This is a genomic window from Cupriavidus sp. FW305-3-2-15-C-LB2 (genome assembly GCF_058787575.1).
In genome coordinates this window covers 1-3,421 of record NZ_JBYSZW010000108.1, presented here as the reverse complement: position 1 = coordinate 3,421, position 3,421 = coordinate 1, and the positions used below count along the sequence as shown (strand labels likewise).

At 57.7% G+C, this 3,421-nt stretch carries 3 protein-coding genes; all 3 read left to right on the top strand.

From position 1 onward, the window contains the following. The coding region (locus AC3WRR_RS35990; protein ID WP_492299561.1) for a DUF2345 domain-containing protein at positions 1–444 on the top strand (444 nt) is incomplete at its 5' end. A 21-nt stretch (positions 445–465) separates the two neighbouring features. Then, positions 466–2,133: an esterase/lipase family protein gene (locus AC3WRR_RS35985; protein ID WP_492299560.1), complete on the top strand. Its 1,668-nt coding sequence runs from the start codon at positions 466–468 to the stop codon at positions 2,131–2,133. Between the two features lies 1 nt (position 2,134). Further along, positions 2,135–3,220 carry a T6SS immunity protein Tli4 family protein gene (locus AC3WRR_RS35980; RefSeq protein ID WP_492299559.1) on the top strand — a complete coding sequence of 362 codons (1,086 nt, stop codon included), beginning with the start codon at positions 2,135–2,137 and terminating at the stop codon, positions 3,218–3,220. Positions 3,221–3,421 lie beyond the last annotated feature (201 nt).

Sequence of the window (3,421 nt, the reverse complement as noted above, 5' to 3'; positions counted from 1 at the left end):
GGCAATCTGCTTCTGCAGGCGCAGAAATCCAACATCGAAGCGAATGCCAGACAGAACGTAGTGGTGACCGCAACCGACGGCGCGATCTTGCTCAATGCCAAGGCCAGCATCACTCTCATGAGCGGCAACGCAGGCATCCGCATCGCCGATGGCGGTGTGGAGGTGTTCGGGCCGACGCGTGTGCATCTCAAGACCGGGGACTTCGATATGCCGGGGGCGCAGAGCATTTCACAAGCGATGAACGATTGGGAGCACACCCAGTTCAACGAGGGGTTTCGTCTGGTTGATACCGCGGACAAGCCCCTCGTTAACTATGCCTATGAACTGCTCCGACAGGATGGAACGGTGCTCCGCGGTGTCACCGATGCGCAAGGTCATCTTGCGCATCAGAAGAGTGAGATTGCCGAGACGCTTGAATTGCGGATTCTCGGTCCGGCGGCATAGGCGAGAACATTGGGTACGAACATGTCAGAGGAACTTGGCAAAGCGGCAAGCAGCGAACGCATGGCTACGGGCTTTCCTGACGGGGACGGCTCGATGCGATATGGCTGGACCATGACTCCGAGCCCGTTGACTGATCTGGTCAAGCTGGTGATTAAGCCTGTCAATGTGCTTCCGGTGATCTTTGTGCCGGGGATTATGGGAAGCAATCTGAAGAGCAGGGTCCGCAACACGCCCGTGTGGCGACTCGATGCAATGCTGGGCCAGCCACTTGGTTTGCTTAGAAGAGTAGGAGCAAAGGATGCTGGAGCGCGCCAGGTCTTGCTTCACCCAGACCGAACGCTAGTTGACGAGGATGGCGCTGTGCCAACCTTTGCGGCCGGGAGCATTGCAAACACCGCTGGCTACAAGGCGCGTGGTTGGGGGGAGGTTGGCGAGACCAGCTACCAGGCTTTCCTGCTGTGGCTGGAGCGCACCCTGAACCATCCCGGCAAGGCCCACGACAAGAGTTGGAAAGAGGCGCTGAACCCCATCCTTGCTGATCAGTCACGACCATGGGGAGCACATCGGCCGTTTGCGCCGTGCACGGCTTCCGAGATTGAAGAAGCAGCGAACTGGTTCTATCCCGTTTACGCTTGTGGCTACAACTGGCTCGAAGACAATGCCCTGTCGGCACAAAGGCTGAAGTCGCGTATTGAACGAATCATTCGGCAGCATCAACAAGGTTTTGGTCGCTGCAAACAAGTTCTGTTGGTAACCCATTCCATGGGCGGTCTGGTCGCGCGCGCCTGTGCCCAACTGGAAGGCATGGCTGAGAGGATTGCCGGCATCGTACACGGCGTCATGCCGGCAATCGGTGCTCCGGTTGCTTATCGACGCTGCAAGGTCGGCATGCGTGACGAGGACTATGCCGCCAGTCTGGTCATTGGACAAACAGGGCAGGAGGTGACGGCAGTATTCGCGCAGGCACCTGGCGCGCTGGAATTGCTTCCCACGCAACAGTACAACAGCGGCTGGCTTCAGGTGAAGGACCCAGTGGGTAACGATCTACTGTCGCCGCAGCCCGATCCTTATCAAGGCATCTATGGAGTGAAGGACCGCTGGTGGGGGTTGATCAAGGACGAATGGCTTGCGCCGGAGGGCGGGGAGCCAGTCGGGTGGAAGGCGGTGACGCTCAATATCAGGTCCGCGATGCAGTTTCATGCGGATCTTGCCAACCAATACCATCTGCACACCTTTGGTTTCTATGGCGCTGATTTCAAGCAGAAGAGTTTCGAGTGTGTCATTTGGCACATGAAGGCCGGTATCAAGCCAGGACATGGAGCCCGTACCCCGGCTCCGGTGGACGTGATGCAGATGTCGCCGCAGCAGGTGCGAATGGATGGCAAGAATCCTGAGTATGTTGGGGGTGAGCAAGTCGTGCAGGTTGTTACGTCCGGCATGGGGCCATCGATCGTCCAGTACGACACTAGCCACTATGAACTGGGCGCCTCGCGGCAGGACGGTGGTGGCGATGGCACGGTGCCGATCAGTTCAGGCCGTGCCCCCGCGACTGCTGGCAATGTCCGTCAATGGTTCGCGCTCAAGGGCTTTGCGCACGAGCCCGCTTACAAGAATGAGACAGCACAGTTCGTGACGCTGTACAGCATCGTCAAGCTGGTTAGCCTCGCGAGGGACCCCCAGGGGACTTGATATGGCTGTCAAGCAAAGTATAGCTGGCCTGCTGCTGGCAACTCTTCTCACCACTGCCTGCCAACGAGCAGCTACCAATCCGCTTCCGCGTATGGATATTCACCAACCGTTCAAGACAAATTGTATTGGCCGTTTCCTGATCGATCTGCCAGAGGAGTTTGGTCAGCTGCTAGATCCAGTAGACGGTCTGGGTGATACAGAGTTGTTCTATGGCAGGGACAAGGATTTTAAGCGCATCTACGTCGCGGTGCCTAATCAGCGGAAGCCGGGAACGGAGCCGGTCCTGTTGCGCGAGGATTTTAACCGTATGGTGAGGGGCCGGGAACAGGAACTGAAGACAGCAAAGAACAAGAGGACAGGTCTGCCTATGCTTCTAAATATGGAGCGGTGGGGCAGCAATGCGGTGATATTCCGCCGTTACGCCAATGGGCAAGTCGATGGCTATTTTGTCATCGAACTGCATCTTCTGGCTGACGATATCCGCTACACCATCTTTCGGACCGATGTGCTTGAGTTTGAGGATATGGAGTCGGAGGAGAGCCGCCTAAAGGCTCTCGCTGCACAGACTCGCACCTATACCGACCCGGAGGCTGCCGGTCCCGGATTCTGCGTCAAAGGCGTAGTGCTAAACGATGTTCACGACGAAGAGACGGCGATGTTCAACTTCCAAAGTGAATCTCACAAGGACTTGTTGTTCGAGGTCTATTCACGCGCGCTTGTGAGGCAGGATGAAGGTCTGCTGGCGAGGGTTGAGGGGCGAATGGAAGGCGCGCCGCTGGCCATGCGCCTGGCGTTGCATACGCTGCGCAAGGGCAAGCGGAAGGTGGCGGGCATGGAGGCGGAGGAACTCCTTGAGCATTTCAAGGAGAAGGGCTATCGGATGCAGGGATTCACCATGGAGACGCGGCGCAGCAGTCCTGCCTATATGCAGCCTCAGATGAGCCTGGAGCTGACCGGCGGAGGCCAGATTTCTGGTGCCGACTATGTGGACTCTTCGCTGAGCAATGACGAGGCACTGGAGTTGTGGGACAAGGTGGTGAGTTCGATCCGGCCCCGGCCAGGTGCGGTGGAGGGAGAGAAGAGGTGAGCAGGGAAACCAGAACCCATCCCATGAATCGGCTAGCTGCTTTTGCTTCGCGTTCTCGCACCGTTAGCGTTTCCAGCGCAGCCATTCCTGATTTGTTGGGACAGCCCCAGTTGGAATTCGTGCGGCTCTCAGGTCATGAGGGATTGAGCGAACTCTTCACCTACAAGGTAGACCTGCGCGCAGTCTCGCCTGCCGCGGAAC

Excerpts from the sequence above, each read along its gene's own strand:
- AC3WRR_RS35980 (WP_492299559.1), top strand. The coding sequence starts at position 2,135 with ATGGCTGTCAAGCAAAGTATAGCTGGCCTGCTGCTGGCAACTCTTCTC.
- AC3WRR_RS35985 (WP_492299560.1), top strand. The coding sequence starts at position 466 with ATGTCAGAGGAACTTGGCAAAGCGGCAAGCAGCGAACGCATGGCTACG.